At 40.7% G+C, this 16903-nt stretch carries 18 protein-coding genes; 3 read left to right on the forward strand and 15 right to left on the reverse strand.

All coding sequences use genetic code 11. The features are described 5' to 3' along the window. Positions 1-3 precede the first annotated feature (3 nt). On the reverse strand, positions 4-435 hold the full coding sequence (mraZ, locus tag CFT42_RS10805) for a division/cell wall cluster transcriptional repressor MraZ (protein ID WP_088809568.1): 432 nt from the start codon (positions 433-435) through the stop codon (positions 4-6). 178 nt (positions 436-613) lie between these two features. Further along, entirely contained in the window at positions 614-1885 is a 1272-nt protein-coding gene (locus CFT42_RS10810) for an MDR family MFS transporter (RefSeq protein ID WP_088816126.1), read from the reverse strand. 126 nt (positions 1886-2011) lie between these two features. Here CFT42_RS10810 and CFT42_RS10815 point away from each other — a divergent pair, with 126 nt between their 5' ends. Next, positions 2012-3730 carry an ABC transporter substrate-binding protein gene (locus CFT42_RS10815; protein ID WP_088816127.1) on the forward strand — a complete coding sequence of 573 codons (1719 nt, stop codon included), beginning with the start codon at positions 2012-2014 and terminating at the stop codon, positions 3728-3730. Here CFT42_RS10815 and CFT42_RS10820 read toward each other — a convergent pair. The 4 genes from CFT42_RS10820 to CFT42_RS10835 form a co-directional block, all read right to left on the reverse strand. Next, entirely contained in the window at positions 3719-4108 is a 390-nt protein-coding gene (locus CFT42_RS10820) for a DUF3397 domain-containing protein (RefSeq protein ID WP_088809565.1), read from the reverse strand. The two genes, CFT42_RS10815 and CFT42_RS10820, sit on opposite strands and share 12 nt — an antisense overlap. After that, positions 4101-4982, reverse strand: a complete 882-nt coding sequence (locus tag CFT42_RS10825) for a 2-dehydropantoate 2-reductase (RefSeq protein ID WP_088816128.1) — start codon at positions 4980-4982, stop codon at positions 4101-4103. The genes CFT42_RS10820 and CFT42_RS10825 overlap by 8 nt, the downstream gene beginning before the upstream one ends. A 144-nt stretch (positions 4983-5126) precedes the next feature. Beyond that, on the reverse strand, positions 5127-5300 hold the full coding sequence (gene rpmF, locus CFT42_RS10830) for a 50S ribosomal protein L32 (protein ID WP_088809563.1): 174 nt from the start codon (positions 5298-5300) through the stop codon (positions 5127-5129). A gap of 71 nt (positions 5301-5371) precedes the next feature. Beyond that, a complete protein-coding gene (locus CFT42_RS10835) occupies positions 5372-5905 on the reverse strand; it encodes a YceD family protein (RefSeq protein WP_088809562.1) in 534 nt (177 codons plus the stop codon). A gap of 137 nt (positions 5906-6042) precedes the next feature. On the opposite strand from CFT42_RS10835, the gene CFT42_RS10840 reads away from it, so the two are divergent. Then, positions 6043-7203, forward strand: a complete 1161-nt coding sequence (locus CFT42_RS10840; protein ID WP_088809561.1) for a nucleotidyltransferase — start codon at positions 6043-6045, stop codon at positions 7201-7203. On the opposite strand, the gene CFT42_RS10845 is transcribed toward CFT42_RS10840, so the two are convergent. Then, positions 7177-8580 (reverse strand): glycosyl hydrolase family 28-related protein, encoded by a 1404-nt coding sequence (locus tag CFT42_RS10845; protein WP_088816129.1) that lies wholly within the window; start codon positions 8578-8580, stop codon positions 7177-7179. The two genes, CFT42_RS10840 and CFT42_RS10845, sit on opposite strands and share 27 nt — an antisense overlap. 268 nt (positions 8581-8848) lie before the next feature. Between CFT42_RS10845 and CFT42_RS10850 the strand changes: the two genes are divergently transcribed. Then, the gene (locus CFT42_RS10850) at positions 8849-10012 is read left to right on the forward strand and encodes an immunoglobulin-like domain-containing protein (protein WP_088816130.1); all 1164 of its coding nucleotides are present in this window, start codon (positions 8849-8851) and stop codon (positions 10010-10012) included. 101 nt (positions 10013-10113) lie between these two features. On the opposite strand, the gene CFT42_RS10855 is transcribed toward CFT42_RS10850, so the two are convergent. The 8 genes from CFT42_RS10855 to cyoE all read right to left on the reverse strand — a co-directional run bounded on the left by CFT42_RS10855 (position 10114) and on the right by cyoE (position 16758). Continuing rightward, a complete protein-coding gene (locus CFT42_RS10855; RefSeq protein ID WP_088809558.1) occupies positions 10114-11154 on the reverse strand; it encodes a SepM family pheromone-processing serine protease in 1041 nt (346 codons plus the stop codon). A gap of 15 nt (positions 11155-11169) precedes the next feature. Next, the gene (coaD, locus tag CFT42_RS10860; protein WP_088809557.1) at positions 11170-11655 is read right to left on the reverse strand and encodes a pantetheine-phosphate adenylyltransferase; all 486 of its coding nucleotides are present in this window, start codon (positions 11653-11655) and stop codon (positions 11170-11172) included. 5 nt (positions 11656-11660) lie between these two features. Continuing rightward, the gene (gene rsmD / locus CFT42_RS10865; RefSeq protein ID WP_369821462.1) at positions 11661-12281 is read right to left on the reverse strand and encodes a 16S rRNA (guanine(966)-N(2))-methyltransferase RsmD; all 621 of its coding nucleotides are present in this window, start codon (positions 12279-12281) and stop codon (positions 11661-11663) included. Beyond that, positions 12282-12563, reverse strand: a complete 282-nt coding sequence (locus tag CFT42_RS10870) for a YlbG family protein (protein WP_088809555.1) — start codon at positions 12561-12563, stop codon at positions 12282-12284. A 28-nt stretch (positions 12564-12591) separates the two neighbouring features. Beyond that, positions 12592-13035 carry a YlbF/YmcA family competence regulator gene (locus CFT42_RS10875; protein WP_088809554.1) on the reverse strand — a complete coding sequence of 148 codons (444 nt, stop codon included), beginning with the start codon at positions 13033-13035 and terminating at the stop codon, positions 12592-12594. A gap of 61 nt (positions 13036-13096) precedes the next feature. Then, on the reverse strand, positions 13097-14152 hold the full coding sequence (locus CFT42_RS10880) for a CAP domain-containing protein (protein WP_088816131.1): 1056 nt from the start codon (positions 14150-14152) through the stop codon (positions 13097-13099). A 62-nt stretch (positions 14153-14214) separates the two neighbouring features. Beyond that, entirely contained in the window at positions 14215-15657 is a 1443-nt protein-coding gene (locus tag CFT42_RS10885) for a tetratricopeptide repeat protein (RefSeq protein WP_088816132.1), read from the reverse strand. 186 nt (positions 15658-15843) lie between these two features. Continuing rightward, positions 15844-16758 (reverse strand): heme o synthase, encoded by a 915-nt coding sequence (gene cyoE / locus CFT42_RS10890; RefSeq protein WP_088809551.1) that lies wholly within the window; start codon positions 16756-16758, stop codon positions 15844-15846. Positions 16759-16903: the final 145 nt, after the last annotated feature.

The raw sequence follows: 16903 nt of genomic DNA on the forward strand, positions 1-16903 counted from the left end.
CCTTTAAATATCGAATCCAATCATATTTTCTGCAATTTCGGAGAAGGATTCTTCTGATTCCTCAAAAACAGCATCCCATTCCGACTTACTCCAAATTTCAATACGATTTGAAACTCCGATAATAACGGTTTCTTTTTCAAGCCCCGCATAACCGACTAGATTTTGCGGAATATTAATTCTTCCTTGTTTATCTAACTCACACTCAGAAGCACCTGAAAAGAAGAAACGCGTAAAAGAACGAGCATCTTTTTTAGTCAGTGGAAGCGTCTGAAGTTTTTCCTCGAGTTTTGACCATTCATTTTGCGGATAGGCAAATAAGCACTTATCTAGCCCGCGCGTAATGACAAAATTGTCCCCGAGTAGTTCACGGAACTTCGCTGGCACGATTAAACGGCCCTTTATATCAATGTTGTGTTGATATTCTCCCATGAACATTAGACTTCCCCCACTTTCTTACGTACAACTTTACCACATCTCCCCACTTTGTACCACCCAAAACCTAAAAAAAGACAAAAAAAATTCATCTCTTCATTTAAAAGAGATGATAAATCATTGGTACAAAGCCATTTTCGCATAAGATTATAAAGTGGTGGGAAAGTGGGGGACAAAACCACTAATCCCCACTTTCAAGAGAATCTGATTCATTTCCGGCAAGAAGAACTTGTTTTTTTCTGAGTGCAAGACGCCCGAAGATACATGCCAAGGCGCCGCAAACAATGATGAAAACGCCCATTCCATATTTTCCTATTAAAGGAGCGAATAATAAACTGGCGGCGCCAAATAGTTTTCCGACTTGAAAGATAATCCCATTAAAAGCCATATAAGCGCCTCGTTTATTGTCGTTGATAATCGCTGCTAAAATGGTTTGGCGTGTTGGTACATAGAGCAATTCCCCTAAAGAAAGTAAAAGCGTTGCGAAAAATAACAACCACATGTTTGATAAAAAGGCTGAAAAAGAAAAGCCTACTGCGAATAGAAGAAAGCCAACATACATGACCGGTTCATTTTTGCGATGTATTAGCCACTTGGCGACTGGCGCTGTGAACAATACGATGCACAACGTATTTAGCGCCGTGAGCAAGCTTAAAATTCGCACGCCATCAATTGGGATTGCCAAAAGCTGCCCCAATTGCAGCGTAAGGTTTTGAAATTCATCTGCAAGACGTACAGAAATGAAATTGTTACGCTGAAACTCAATTGTCATGATAAAAATCCCAGAAATCGTGAACAAAACAAAGCTTTTATCGCGAACGACGTCGGAATAGGCGTTAAAAACTTCTTTTATGCCAGTCCCTGAACTTTTACTTGAGTCTTGCTCATGCGTTTCTGTAATAAAGTGGAACGTTAACCACGTTGTTAGTATCGACATAAGAAAGAGCGCAATTAAAAGTTCGAAAAAATGTGTTGTAAAGAGCCAACCACCTATAATAATTCCAATCATAGAAGACAGATTATTTGCCCAGTAGCTAATGGAATACATAAAACTTCTGGATTCTGGTGTGCTGACATCGATTAGCATTGCATCTGCTGCAGGATTAATGATTCCTTGTGCAATTCCGATGAGCAATAAAAATACAAATGTGAGTAATGGAGAGCTAAATAGTGCGGAATTCACCAAAACTAGCCCCAGATAGCTAATCATTTTTAGCACTTCTCCGGTCACCATTAGTTTTCTGCGCCCCAATACATCTGCTAAATGGCCACCATAAAGGCCTACTACAAACGGGATCGCAATGTTAAGCATTAATAAAATGCCCGCTACAGAAGGATTAAAATGCGCTGTAAAGTAAATGGCCAAAAAAGGGAAAATCATGGAAGCAATAATTTTACTAAAAAAGTTAATCACAATTCGCATGCGAATATTTGGGTGAAGCGCACGAAACATGAATATCCCCTCCGTCTAAAATTTCTTTTGATACGTTACTTCTGTTATTATAAAGTAGAAACAAATTTATAAAAAGGGACGTTAATTGATTTTTTTGTCCCCTTTTAACAGGTGGAGGTTTTTAATATGGATTTTGACTATTTTAAATTGCGGACTTATTTAGAAAATCATAGCTGTTCTTTCAAACTGGCTGAAATCGCCAATCTTTGGTACTGCTCGCCCAAAAATGCGAAACGAAAAATCCAAGCTTACGCCACTCAAAATCTACTTTATTATTCTCCCGGCCGCGGTCGTGGGCATTTATCTTCCATAACTTTCACGCAATCTTTTTTAGAAGATATCACCTCTTTTTTGGGAGGAAAAACAAAAGAAGAACGACTTTCTTGCATTGCAACTTTTCTAGAAAGTGATTTGCCGCCTCATATTCTTTCCTTTATAACAGAAGAGTTTCGCCAATTATTTAATACGCAACTTCACGAGGGGAATACGGACGTTCTCCGAATGATGATGCGACGCAAGATTAGTACATTAGAGCCTAAACGGGTGTCCACTTCCATTGAGTCTTTCCTGCTGAAACATTTAAGCGACACATTGGTCATCTTTAATCGAGAAACACAAAAAATCGAACCGTGGCTTGCGCACCATTTTTCTTCTAACGCGACTAAAACAAGCTGGACTTTTTATTTACGTAAAGGGGTGTCTTTTCATAATGGACGTTATTTAACTAGTGAAGATGTCACCTATTCGCTTTACCGCGCAAAGGAGGCGGATTCTGTAGTGGCACATTTTTTGAAGGATATCCGGCATATTGAGCTTGTTTCTACTTACATTTTGCGGATTCATTTGGTTAAGCCAGATCCTTTCTTTATTCGTTATTTAACGTCTATTAATGTTCCCATTTTGCCTAAAAATACGATTTTTGATGAAATGAAATGGATTTCGACAGGGCCTTTTCGCCTGAGCGAACGTTCTGGGAATAAAATTACGTTGGAAGCGTTTGATGGCTATTTCATGCCGCGGGCTTTGCTAGATAAAATTGAGTTTTGGTATATTGAAGGTGCTGAAAAATTAAATGATGTGCGCTTTTCCTATGGTTTGGAAAAATCGGATGAGCATTACGTTAAAACGGCTAGTCAGTCTTCTGGTGTTTCGGCGGTTTGTTTTAATTTCCAAAAACAAGATTCGCTTATTCAAAATAAAGCGTTTCGCGAAGCGATTTATCATTTGTTTGATGGACAATTAATTGGAGTTTCTAAAGAGCGGCAGGCGGCGAGTTATTTTAAATCGGGAAGGAATCCTGGTATTCGGAAAGACGCAAAACAAATTCCCTCTTTGCTAGAAAAGTCGGGTTATGACGGGCGCATCATTTATTTAGGGATTTTTGACCGCCCCATTATTAAACAAAACGCTGAAATTTTCAGGCAACAGGCTTTGGCGTTTGGCCTTCAAATGGAATGGGTGCCCATCAATTTGGCGACTGATTATTATGACACGAGTTTTCAAAAATTAGATTTTATTTGGCTGGAGGACGAACCAGGCGCTGATATGGAACTTGGCTACATGGAGTTCTTCACTAACCCTCATTTATTCCCAAAAAGGTTTTTAAGTGAAAAAATCTTAGCTACTGTAGCTCCTTTTTTGGAAGATATGAAGTTTGGTGAGACTTTTTTAGAGCGAGAAAAAAGCCGCATGTCGCTTGACACATGGCTTACGGAAAATTTTTTCTTATTTTATGTGGCTTACGGCGATAAAACACATAACATTGACAGCCATATTCGCGGCGTAGAGGACATGATTTATGGTTATTTCAGTCTTTCTAAAGTTTGGGTGCCTTTATCCGAGTAGGTAAACGACGCTCATTACAAGACCCGTAAGGAACAATGCGATATAAAGCAAGCTGAAAACAAAGAAGCAAATGCGCCAATAAATACGAATTGTTCGATAAACATGAATTTCTCCATCACGTTTAGCAAACAGCGCGATGATAACGATCCCAATGATGAATAAGAAAAGGAATATGTATAGTAGGAAAGAATGATTAAATAGCAGTTTCATGAATAAGTGAACAGCAATAATAAGGAAAAGAGTTGTAAAATCGGCTGCGAGTTTTAACGCGCGACGTGGTTGTTTGAGTAAAAAGCGAACTGTCCAAAATACGATTAAAAAAACGATTACGGGTAGCACGATTAAAACAAAAGTCGTGTCGGTTAGCCAATTAAACATATTGTTGCTCCTTTCCTTTTATTAGTTTATATAGGGTCCCTAGACGAGTTGCAGGGTAATTGCCCTCTTCTAACAACCGGATCACGGGAAGTAAAATGCTATCGATTTCTGTGCGGCGATTCAATTTTACGTCGGTTGCCATGGAAGATAGATTTTCTTTTGTCGCGATTAACACCTGCTCCACTTTCTGCATGGCATCATCAATTTGTAGCGCGCGGTTCACTTCTTCGACGATTTCGTGAAGTAACTCGCGCCAGTTTTCGTTTTGGATTAAATCGCCATTTTTGGCTCCTAAAACCGCGGCAAGCGGGTTCACTGCTGCATTAATTAGGAGTTTCTCGTACATCGCTTTTTTGATGTCATTTGAAAATTCGAAGGAAAAATCGGCCAATTGTTGTAAGAAATTCAATTTTTCTGTAGCGACACTCCCTTTTAGTACGCCGAAAATTGTTTTCCCTTTGCCTTTTTGTTCAACAGAAAAGTCATTCAGGCGCTTCGCTCCGTAGGTCGTCGTGGCCGCCCAAATATTTGTCGCCGTGAGGTCTAAAATGAATTTCAAGTGCGCAATGCCATTTTGAATGAACAAAAGCGGAATTTCTGACGGAATTTTATTTAAATCTGTCCAAATATGTTCAAGTTCATAACTTTTCACGGCAATTAAAATAATGCCATGCTGTTTCATTTTTTCAAAAGAAATGCCCTTGGTCGCCTGAACAGGGAGAGTTTCTCCGTTAAAATGCAAACCGTTCTTATTCAAACTTTCCAGCTGTTCCTCGCGCCTTACATAAAGTGTTACGTGCGCATATTTAGCAAGATGAGCAGCATAAAGCAGCCCCATCGCACCTGCTCCAATTATTCCAATACTCGGCTTCATCTTCTCACCTACTTTTATAATATAGAAAACGCACTACATCTCATATTTTACACTATTTTGTTATTTATGTATGCAAAAAAACGACAAGATCCATGGCATCTTGTCGTTTTTTTAGTGAACAAGTGTACGTCTCACTTGTTAGAATTAGCTATTTACCACGTCTTTACCATCGTAATGACCACATTCAGGGCATACACGGTGAGAAAGTTTCATTTCACCACAGTTTGAACATTCGTTCATACCAGGTACTTGTAATTTGAAATGCGTGCGACGTTTGCGTTTTTTTGTTTTAGAAGTTCTTCTAAAAGGTACTGCCATTTCCATACACCTCCTTAGAGATTAAAACTATTCTTAAGGTTTCCCTTAGATATATTCCAGCTTTACTGAAACTAATCTTCTTTTTCGTTAAAAAAGTCGGCTAGTCCAGCAAGACGAGGATCCACTTTCGGTTCGTTTTTTGCTTTTTCAGAAGCAAATTTTTCTTCTGTTTGAAGTTCCCAGTCACGACCTTTAGGAAGTGCGTCTACATCAGCCGCTTCTTCACTAAAAACTTGCATGGGAATTTCAACTAGCAGAAGTTCGCTCACAACAGGAACTAAATCTACCGTATCTTGTTCCATTACATGCCAAGATTCATCATGAACTTGGTCACGATTTTTAACAAAGGTTTCCACCGCTTTAATTTCATACGGATAAAAAACGTCTGTAAGCGTCCTTGCACACGGCAACGTCCACTCGCCAGCAATTGTCAAATGAGCAATTACTTCGTCGCGCTTCATTTCGAATGTTCCGGTAACGTGAACAGGCGAAGCCTCTCTGACGTCATGATTATTTTCTTTTAAAAACTCGGTTAAGTCGATCGTTTCATTAATTTCAAACTCGCCATCGCGATATTTTTTTAGTTGACTTAAAGACCATTTCATCATTAATCACCTCGGGCGCAACAAAAATCATTATAGCTTTTCTAGGCGGGTTTGTCAATCCTTTTTAGGAAAAGAAACGGCACCACATCACGCAAATTTGTGCTAAAATAAAAAGAAAAAAGGAATAGGTGATTTTCATGCGTGCTACGGGAATTGTGGTTGAATATAATCCATTTCATAACGGACATCTCTATCATGTGAATAAAGCTAGAAAACAAACTAAGGCGGACTGTATTATCGCAGTTATGAGTGGCTCTTTTGTTCAGCGGGGGGAACCTGCTATGCTTGATAAGTGGACTCGAACAAAAATGGCGATTCTTGGCGGGGCTGACCTCGTCTTTGAACTGCCTGTTAGGTTTGTCATGCAGCAAGCTGATATTTTCGCAACTGAAGCCGTGCGAATACTTGCAGATTTAAAGGCTGAAACCATTTTTTTTGGAAGTGAAAATGGGGATAGCGAAGCCTTTGTTGAGGCGGCAAAACTAGCCAATCAAGAATCATTTGATGCGCTTATAAAAGAAAAATTAAGCGATAAGACATTAAGTTACGGTGCGGCACTAACAGAAGCTCTCCATGAACAAATTGGGGACCGACTTGATGTGACACTGCCAAATAATATCCTTGGCTTCCATTATGCGCTAGCCAATGAAAAAATGAATCGCCCGCTAAACATTCAAACTTTAACGCGCACAACAAATTACGCGGAATTAGCGCCCGCAAGACCGGCTGTCACAAGCGCAACCGCTGTTCGCAATATGCTTTTACAAGGACACTTTAACGAGGTAAAAAAATACATTCCTCCGTTTGTTTACTGGGAAATCATTGGGAGTTCAGCAAATTTGATGACATTTGCCGAGCTGTATCCGCTTTTGCGTTACCGTCTTATAACGGACGATCCGGGGACACTTTCGAAAATTAATAGCGTTACAGAAGGCATCGAAAATCGCTTTGTGAAAGCGGCCAGACATGATGAGGCGGAAGCCTTCTTAAATGAAATCGTAACAAAACGCTATAGCCGCGCACGTGTTCAGCGTACGGCCATGCAAATTTTAATGCGCTTTGAAAAACAAGACGAGGTGTCGCCTTACTTGCGCCTCCTAGGCATGAACCAAACTGGGCAGGCCTATTTATCCCAAGTAAAAAAAGACCTTGAACTTCCGCTCGTTACGACGGTTTCAAAGGCAAAAGAAAAACTTATTGCCTACGATGTTCGCGCGACAAAGCTCTACAGTCTGATGGAAGGCAGCCTCGTTGCGCCAGATAATGATTTTTCAAGGCGACCGCTCATCTACTGGTGAAACACGAACTGACTGTGTATCTTGGCTAATTTTAATGCGCGGAGCTACTCCTGAATGCGCGATATGTTGAAGATCCACAGCACGTGCGCGGTACTGAACCGCGATAACGGGCGCTTTGGTTTCGCTTACCGTACAAACATAGTTCAACGCCACTCTTTGATACGCCGAAACAACTAGAGCCCGAGGACGGCTTTCCGCATAAAGCGGCGTCTTGCGTGGCTCTTCTGCTACTAAAAAGGTGGCGCGAATGCCAATTGCCGTCAAACTATTCGCGTCACCTTCTTTATGGTGCCCAATATGCCTAAAATTGTATGCTCGGTTATCCCCGCGCGAATAATGCCCAATAATTTGTGTGTCATACGCCGCAGAGCTCGTTTCATGCGCCTTAATTTCCACGCCACCAAAACAATTTTCCGTACGATTATTGTGTAACACCACATGCCGCGAACCATCGTCCACTTCAATTCCATTCGAGTTCGAGGCGCCTTTTTTGTGCGCTCTACCGCTCGGATTGTGCAAATAAGAATGCGTAATGTACACATAATCACTATGATGCGTCGTCACACCATCATCACCAAACCCATAAACCTCCACGTCATCAATCCACACGTAGCGACTCCTAAAACGCGAAGTCGTCCCGTCACCCCCATAACTATAATAAGCAGACGTCACATCAATTCCGTGCAGCCCCGGATTTTGCACACAAACATCCCGCACGAGCCCAAACATCACATTGCAAAACGCAATCCCACTCGAACGAATTCCTCGAGCCGCACTTTTTTCTTTTTCAGGAAAACGCTCCGCGCGCCAATCGAGCGTGAAGCCTTCTAGCCGAATGCTCTTGTTCCCTGTGAAGCGATTCCGATTTCGAATCCCCTGACGCGATTTCGCAGCAAAATCATGCATCCGCAAAATTGTTTTCCCCGAGCCCGCCCCGATCAGCTCCGTATGAGAAGGCACCTTAAGGCCAGTTATGATAAACTCCCCTTCTGGAATCCGAACGCTTCGCCCGCCTTGTCCCATCGCGCGTACAAATGCCCCCGTACAATCCGTTTTTCCGTCCGCTACCGCACCAAAATCCAATACCGAAACTTGAACCGCTTCACCTCGAAGCTTGCCTAGTTCAGCAAAAAGAAGCGGCTGCCAGTCCACTTCAAGTAGCGGCCGTTTTTTAATCAGCGCCGGTCGCATAAACGTATTATCAAGCTTTCCCGTCGTATGCCATTTCCACGTACGCATCTTTTCGATTTCCCGTGTAAAAGGCAAAGCTAAAAAAGCCCGTTCCGTCTCCAAAATTCCCGCATCAAGTCCTTCCGCGTCCACGTATGCCGGAAAGAAGTGACCAATTTTATTTTTCGTATCATTCTTAAATTTCATCGTCCCCACCTATTTCTTGTTCTTACCTAGTAATTTCCCGAATTTCAAACAAAAAAACAAGAACTTCGAATATAAGAAAAATGTAACAAAATTTACAAAAAAATTGATAGAAATTTGATTTTAATAGCCTCTGAATTTTTTCCTGAAATGTTACCATGACAATGTATGATTGACAAGGAGGTGGATTTGATTTGGAGAATAAATAAAGATTTTTTTCTGATTTTTCGTTATGTAGTACAGATTATTACTTAAAAAAGGAGAGTTTAGCATGTACATAAAAAAAGAACAATTAAGAAAATCAGCAGTTAGTATTTTAACAGGAGGACTTATCATTTCAACCATGTTTTCCCCACTGTTAGGTAACGACAAAGTGAGTGCATCTAGTGTTGAAACAAAAAAAAGCAGTCTAAAAAATTCAACCACAAACCAATATATTCTCACGCCAATCAGCATTAATTCTCTGACATCCGAATCTATAACAGTTCAAGGAACAGCTGAACCAAATGCTGTTATTTCAATAAGTTTGAATGGAATAATACTTGCAACCGGGAAAGCAGACTCAAATGGAAGATACAGTTTTTCGATTCCTAGGCAAGCTGCTGGTACGCTTATAGTAGCAACAGCATCTTTAAACGGAAAAACAACAAGTGCCAGTACAGTTGTCGCACAAGGCAATATTGCCCCAACAACTATCAACCCGTTAACTACAGACTCTACGAAAGTTGAAGGAACTGCTGAGCCAAATGCCTCTTTACTAATTAAAACTGGCGCAACAAGAATTGGAGTAGGGCAAGTGAGTTCAAGTGGTCATTATAGTATCACAATCCCTCAACTAGAAGCTGGTACCATTGTAACAGCAACAGCGACAGCTAGCGGACAAACAACAAGTGCCAGTACAGTTGTGGCACAAGGGGCTTTTATTCAGCACAAGAATGAACTGAATGTCACACCTTATACACTCTCAACTGACTCCTATGTAAGAGGCACTTTTGAGGGAGATGTAAAATATATTTCATTAGTAGTAAATGGAACTGAGTATAGTAGAGTACGCGTTTTAGATGCTTCGAATTGGCAATACTATGCAAAGGGGAAAATTAGCCTTTCAGATATTGTAAGCATAAAAGCTTATAATTCAGCAGGTATAGTTATAAATCAAGAACGTGTAACAGTCAATCAAAGTGCAATTTTGAATCCAGATGAGTTTGTCCTGAACCAGGATAGTTATGTGAAAGGGACTTACACAGGAAACATAAAATATGTAGCGTTAAAAGTGAATGGAACCATTTTAAGTAGAGTAGGTGTCATGAATACAACAGATTTCCGATACTATGCAAAGAGCCGCGTATCGACTGTAACTGATCAAGTGAGTCTTCTAAGCTACAGCCATGAGGGAAATGTTATAGCAGAAACTCCAGTCAAAATAGCAAAATAAATAACAATAAGCGCTAAAGGTCAACGTTCGACCTCCTAGCGCTTATTGTTTCTTAACATATTAGAGCCTGACCAAATTCGAGTGAGGTAAGCTTTTATTCCTTACTTTAAATCCATCAAATAATCCACCGCGTCCTGAAACGTCTTAACAGGCACAATTTTCATATCTGTATCAATGTCTTTCGCCGTTTCAACCGCTTCTGCATAATTGGATTTTAGCGAGGCATCCTTTTTCTTCATTTCAGCCGTAATCTCATCATTTGGAGCAAAGAAAATTTCTGCACCGCTTTTATCTGCCGCCACAACTTTTTGATTAATGCCGCCAATACGCCCGACATTGCCAGCTGGATCGATTGTTCCAGTCCCAGCAATTTGATAGCCTTTTGTTAAATCAGCCTCTTGAAAACGACTGTAAATTTCTAAACTAAACATTAATCCCGCAGACGGACCACCAATTTGTTCCGAATTAATTTTCACCGCTGGATCCGTCGTCACTTTTTCATCATCAACAAGCGTAATCCCGATGCCAACTGTGCCCTTATCATCAATCGTTGTCAGCTCAATTTCCGCCGACTCCGCTTTTTTCTTATGCACATAATCAATTTTCACAACGTCCCCAGCTTTTTTGCTCTTCACATATTTAATAAACTCCGCGCTAGAATCAAAAGCATGGCCATCAATTTTTGTGATTAAATCACCTGCGTGTAGATACTTTGCGGCCGGTACATTTTCCAGTACGCTCAAAACATAAATCCCGTCGTATTCCACTGTCACCTTTTGATGCGCCGCTTTATAGGCTACTTGAATCGCGTTGTTTTTCGATTCATTCATCATGTACATTTGACGGACGTTATATTCTTCATCCGTTTCGTTTTCATAGCGAACATCGCTTTCCTTTTCGATTTCCTGATAAGGCAAAAGTTTAGCCAATCCGTATGTATAAATGTTCGCATTGGCCATCGCAATGGTCACAAGACTTAACGAACCTTTCAATTCACTTTCATGCCCTGCAATTTCAACAAGCGGCTCAAGTTTTTCCGTCGAACCGGGTTTTGTAATGTAATAGGGCATTGGAATGAAAAAGCCCGCAATTACAACCACTAAAATGACAATAGCAACTATTTTTTTCCATTGCGTTCGCATCTGATTACTACACCTCTATTTTTTATATTTAGCAAGTAGCGCCTCGTTCACATTAGGCGGCACTAAATTTCCAACATCACCATTATAACTCGCCACTTCGCGAATCATGCTAGAACTCAAGAACGAATATTTTGGATTGGTCATCACAAAAAAAGTTTCCAATTCCGCATCAAGCGTTCGGTTCATTGCCGCAATTTGCAGCTCGTATTCAAAATCCGTCACAGCTCGCAAGCCGCGAATCACGACTGTTGCCCGTTTTTTGCGCGCATAATCAACAAGGAGGCCTTCTGAACTTTCCACGCGGACGTTAGGCAAATGGTTTGTTGCGTCCTCGATTAGCTGAATTCGTTCCTCCAAACTAAATAGCGGTTTTTTATTCGCATTTTTTAAAACCGAAATAAAAATCACATCAAAAGTTTTCGCCGCGCGTTCAATAATATCTAAATGACCATTCGTAATCGGATCAAACGTTCCCGGACAAACTGCAATTTTTTCTTTCAATGCGCTCACTCCTCAAATTTAAAAATGGATAGCACCGTAATGCCATAATTCACCTCGCGTGTCTTCGTAAAACGACCAATCGCATCCGGCAAAGCATCATCTTTCTCATACTCACAAACAACAAGCGCGCCATCAGACACTAAATTTGCTTCGTCCAAAAAGGTCAAAATTTTCGCGAGCTGCTGCTTTTTATAGGGTGGATCTAAAAACACCAAATCAAACACTTCTTCATTTTTTTGGAAAATTTTAAGTGCGCGCATCGCATCGTTCCGATAAACGACCGCCTGATTTTCCAAACGGCACGCCGTCAAATTTTCCTTCACCGTCTTAACCGCGAGAGACGCCTGATCAATAAAGACGGCTTCGCCTGCGCCACGACTTAGCGCCTCAATGCCAAGGCCTCCACTTCCCGCGAATAAATCCAATACTTTTTCCCCATCAAAAAAAGGACCAATAATCGAAAAAAGTGACTCTTTAATTTTATCTGTCGTCGGGCGCGTCGTTTTCCCTGGAACGGCTTTTAGCGCGTGCCCTTTCTTACTTCCCGCAATAACTCTCATGTTAAACATCCTTTTCGCTTCGATTTGACACTTGAGGCAGTGCCCGTTTTGAGCACTGCCTCGCATTTAAATACTGATTTGAACATCTTCATTTTTACGTTCATACATCATTTCTTTCTTCGATTCATATTCCGTTTTCAAAAACGGCCGAAAAGAAGGCTCGACACGCTTCACATAATTAAAACGCGCTATTTTCGTGGAAATTTCTTCTAGTTCATTCATGTTGCAATATAATACCGCATATTTAAGTTTTCGTGAAACATAATGAACATTTCCAAAACGTTTGAGCGAACGCACTTGCTTCAAATGATTCATCCAAACAATAATCGCTTGTCTATCATTTTCCATCTCTATTGCCCCTTTAGCACGCAAAGTCCTAGGCTGAACAACTACAACTCCCGCCGCTACCACAACCTGAACTGCATGCAGATTTTTGTTCAAAAAACGGATTCCCAGTTGGAACCTTTATATGACTGGATACGGCATTTGCTAGCATCAGACTGATTTCATCGAGCAGTGACTGAAAATCCATCTCCGCTTGCCGAAAAGCCGCAATATGCGCATCCATGTCTAATTCACGTTTTAAAGCACGCGTTTTCCGTGTCACTTCTTTATAATCGGGATGATACCGACCAAAGCGTTCCACTTCTTCAAACTGCGTTTTAATTTTCGTAAAAGCTTTAATTTTATTTTGCGTTTCCGCATTTTCTAGCGCACTCTTTTTCTCAACATACGCTTGTCTTTCTTCTGACTCTAAAATCATGGCAGATAGTTCATCCGACAAGTCAAGAAGCGCTAAACTTTCCATTGTTGCAAACAAACTTATTCCCCCTTAGTTTCATCGATATTTCATTATAACACGTAGAGCTAAAATTCGTCTTTTATTTTGTAATGAAATTTTGCGTATAATATTTTTGGAAAGTGCCCTCTCCCATATACGTAAAACTTTTATCGAGCAGATTTTTGCGATGCCCTGGCGAATTTAACCAGCCTTCAACCGTTGCGCCCGCATCTAAATAGTTATATGCAATGTTTTCGCCCGCCTTCGTGTACTTCACCATGCCCTTTTCTAAGCGGTCAGAAAGTGTTCCGACAGTTGGTGAGTCGTGATCAAAATAATTATTGTTCGCCATGTCCACACTATGACCGTAAGCTACGCGCGCAACATCTGGATCGAGCGCCACAGGTTCCGCCCCGTAACGTTCACGAAGCACATTTGTAATTTCGAGCACTTGCATATCGCTCGCTTTATCAATTTCGCTCCATAAAGCCGCCGAAACATCTTCCTCGTAAATATCACCTTGATAGTTAAGCTCGTAAGGATGCATTTTTATGAAGGAAAGTTTGTTCAAATAGCGCACGCTCACGAGCTTCCCGTCTACCTTGTCGAAATTTAGTTGGGCATAAACACCACTGCCTAAATTAGCAACTGGGCGCATGTTTAAATCGTTCTCGGATAGCTCAAAACGATAAAAATTATTTTCATAATTAAACGCGATTTCAGATTGCAATTTCGCATTTGTAAATACTTTTTCAACAGACATACCAATTTTATATGGGGTTAAATTTAAGTCTTGACCTAGCGCGTAAATAGTCTGCACTTTATTATTTAAAACGCCAACCAACATGTAGCTTGTATTCGGTTGGTTGTAGACATAATATTCAAAGCCATATGGCGTCTTATCAATTCGAATGGGATCGCCAAATTTTTCTTTTAATTGACTGACGTCTTGATTGACAAAACTTGCCATACTGTCCGTATTCGCTATGTCCTCAGTCGATTCATTCGTTTTTTTATCTTCAGGAAGGATTGTTCCTTGCTTCACTTTTTCAGAAGCCTCATTTTTTTCCGTCGGTGCTTGAAAAAATAAATCTGTGTTATAGAAAATAAAGAGGCTGATAACAAGAAGCACAATCACTCTTAAAATAAATTTCACACTTTAGCCTCCCGAATAACCTTTTCTCTATTGTAGCCGTTTTTCGAGTTAAATACTAGCCTTCACTCATAAATTTCCGTATATTTACCGTCCGCCACGATATGCGGCATCATACCTTCCATTGCAAGCTTTTCTTTTTTATCGGTCGTCCAAGAATCACCATAGACATGGCTAATTTTTCCGTCTTCCAGAAGCACAATTAAATCAAATTGATTATTTTCCTGCGTCAAATAGGCTTTTTCCGCTCCGTCCAGTGCAAACATTTGGTAAAACTTAAAATTCATAAACGCATGATAATTTTTAGCATCTGCTATTTTCTGTTTAAATGTTGGTAAATACGAACGTGCGACATATTCCAGAAGCGCAACATCATTTTGTTTTCCGTTTTCAAGCAATTTCCGAAGAGCTAACACACGGTCATAATCCGCGCTAAAAGTGGCATTTTCAGACGTATTCGCAACGCGCATCTTTTTTTCCGCATGCGACTGCACCATCATTTGCCTTTTTGGCACAGCCACTTCCTGTTTCACCGCATCAAGCGCCAAATGCACAACTTGAATCCCCGCCGGAATAAACAGGATTATCAGTGCGATAATCGCAATTGGTAAGCGCACATACCGGTTTTGCTTCGCTTGCATCGTTTCCTTTTGCCGGGTGCCAGTTTGCACTAAAATCGCGACAATTAAAATCCCTAGCGGAATAATCCACATGACAACCGCAAGATAGCCTACTGAATTTAATGCCCACATGAAAAGAAGCACATAGGCTAACACGATGAGTATAGTAACACTAATTGGCACACGATGCGTATATAGACGTACTTTTTCATACGTGCCAAAAAACGGATTTTGCGCAAGCTCCACTTCCTCATAAAGCTCACGCGAATCTTCTCTGTCTGGCGCAAGACACAAAGCACGCTCCGAGTATTGAAGCGCCTTTTTAAAATCACCGCGCGCATAATTCATTTTAGCAAAGCGATTTAAATTGTCTATGTCATCTGGTTTTGTCGCAAAAGCTAAGTTTTCCAGCTCAAGCGCACGTAGATTTCGTGGATTTTGGTTGAAAATAGCCTCGCTTAAAATGCCCATATAGCTCGTATTGTTGGGCGCATAAAATAGGGCTTTCTCGTACAAAGCGATTTTTTCTACCAATCCTCCACTCCCATTTTCTGCCAAAGCTTCGTAAAATTTCGCTTGCGAGTGATCAAGCGTTAGACCGAAGCGAGCGAGCTCTGTGACGCGTTTTGGTTTATGTAACTGTTCGTAGATGGCAATGCCGACGACGTAATTTTCAACAATATTTTGGTTATATGATAAAGCTTGTTCAATATAATTTGTTGCTAAATCGAGATTTTGATTCGTTTCTGCATAAACATAAGCAAGGCAAAGGTAACCCGCGTAATGCGAAGGATTCTCGGTAATCATATTTTGGCTTTCTTTTTCAGCCTCTTGTTCTTTTCCACTGATAAGCAGTTGTGTCATTCGCTCAAAACTTGCTATTTTCATAACAATCAACTCCGATTTCTTCGTTCTCCCCTTGACTATATCACCTGAAATGGAAAAAACGATGAGGAAAATTCAAAGATTTTTTAAAGAAAAAAAGCCCGATTAAAATCGGACTTCAGCTTGTAGAAAACCTCTAAACTTAAGCCAAACAAAACGTACCACGCACAATCAGACTGATGACATCCCCTATAAGAAAATTGAAATTACAATCATGGAGACAAATAGAATGGTCATGTAGTTTAGTGAGTAGACAAACATTAGGCGGGACCATTTTAGGCTGTCTTTCATTTTGAAGCCGTAAAAGCTTAAAACGAGCCAGCCAATATTAAGTGCGGTTGCTAAAATAACATATACGATGCCGAGTTCGGTCATAAAAAATGGCAAGACACTTAAAAGTAGCACCCAAAAGACCATGCTTTTTCTCGTCCGCTCGATGCCTTTTACAACAGGCAACATAGGAATCCCAGCAGCGCGGTATTCTTCTTTTCGCTTAATCGCAATCGCATAAAAATGCGGTGGTTGCCAGCAAAACATCACAAGAAACAACATCACTGGGATTAAACTAAACGTCGGGTCAACTGCAAACCACCCAATTAGTGGCGGGACAGCGCCTGAAAAGCTACCGATAACCGTGTTGCTAACTAAATTTCGTTTTGCGTACATGGAATACACCACAACGTATAAAAACACGCCTAGTATGCCAAGCACACCAGCCTGCCAAGTTGTCATAAAGAGCATCGCTACACCAATGATTAGCAGCACAGAAGCTAAAACGAGTGCTTTTTTCCCCGAAATTTTCCCTGTCATCGTTGGTCGGCTTTTCGTTCGCTCCATTTTACCGTCGATATCACGGTCAATAACGTTATTAAAAGCGCCCGATGCGGCGACGATGAGCGCAGAACCAATAATCGTAAAGAACATCACATCAAGATTTTGCATAAATGAAATACCATTTAACTGGAATGCAAGCCACATTCCTGTAAATGCTGTAATTGTATTGGAATTAACGATTCCTATTTTAACCAGTTCCGTGAAATCCCGAACCGTAAATTTACTGGCAACTCCTGTTTTTAACTCGCCAGTATTCTCTATTCTGTTCAAAATCTCTCCCCCTTAAACGCGTAAATCACTCTACGTCTATTATGTGAAATTAGGACATGCTTTGTCAATCAATCGGCTTCACAAAACTCGGCTGGATAAAACTAATTCCAAGCAAGCGTTATGTGAATTTGTTAGCAAAGATTTC

The sequence above is a fragment of the Listeria goaensis genome (genome assembly GCF_900186125.1).
In the GTDB taxonomy this organism is placed as follows: Bacteria; Bacillota; Bacilli; order Lactobacillales; family Listeriaceae; genus Listeria; species Listeria goaensis.